We start from the raw sequence: 845 nt of genomic DNA, 5'->3' as shown, positions 1-845 counted from the left end.
CCGTAATCGGCCACCTGGAAGATCGGCGCTTCTTCGTCCTTGTTGATCGCAACGATCACTTTGGAGTCTTTCATGCCGGCCAGGTGCTGGATCGCGCCGGAGATACCGACGGCGATGTACAGCTGTGGCGCAACGATCTTGCCGGTCTGGCCGACCTGCATGTCGTTGGGTACGAAACCTGCGTCGACCGCGGCGCGCGAAGCACCAACGGCAGCGCCCAGCTTGTCGGCCAGGGCGTACAGGTGTTTGAAGTTGTCGCCGTTCTGCATGCCGCGGCCGCCGGAAACGACGATCTTGGCAGCGGTCAGTTCCGGACGATCGGACTTGGCCAGTTCTTCGCCGACGAAGCTGGAGATGCCAGCGTCGTGTGCAGCGCCAACGGATTCAACCGAAGCGGAACCACCTTCAGCGGCAACCGGGTCGAAACCGGTGGCACGCACGGTGATGACCTTGACCGCAGCGTTCGATTGAACGGTCGCGATGGCGTTACCGGCGTAGATCGGACGCTTGAAGGTGTCAGCGCTTTCTACCGAGATGATCTCGGAGATCTGGTCAACGTCCAGTGCAGCGGCAACGCGCGGCAGGATGTTTTTGCCGTTGGAAGTGGCGGCAGCCAGGATGTGGCTGTAGCCCTTGCCCAGTTCAGCAACCAGTGGCGCGACGTTTTCCGGCAGCTGATGCGCGTAAGCGGCGTTGTCAGCGTTCAGGACTTTGCTCACGCCTGCGATTTTCGCAGCGGCTTCAGCCACGGCGCCAGCGCCTTGGCCTGCAACCAGCACGTGGATGTCGCCGCCGATTTTGGCAGCGGCAGCAACGGTGTTCAGCGTGGCCGGGGCCAGCACTTT

General features: G+C 62.2%; 1 protein-coding gene. It reads right to left on the bottom strand.

Going from position 1 to position 845, the window contains the following annotated elements:
• Window positions 1–842, bottom strand: an 842-nt coding sequence (locus D8U18_RS22780) for an FAD-binding protein (RefSeq protein WP_177435051.1), incomplete at its 3' end; no start/stop codon positions are given.
• Window positions 843–845 lie beyond the last annotated feature (3 nt).

This window comes from Pseudomonas sp. Sample_10 (genome assembly GCF_004321495.1).
Taxonomy (GTDB): Bacteria; Pseudomonadota; Gammaproteobacteria; order Pseudomonadales; family Pseudomonadaceae; genus Aquipseudomonas.
This window is presented reverse-complemented; position numbering and strand designations above follow the sequence as displayed.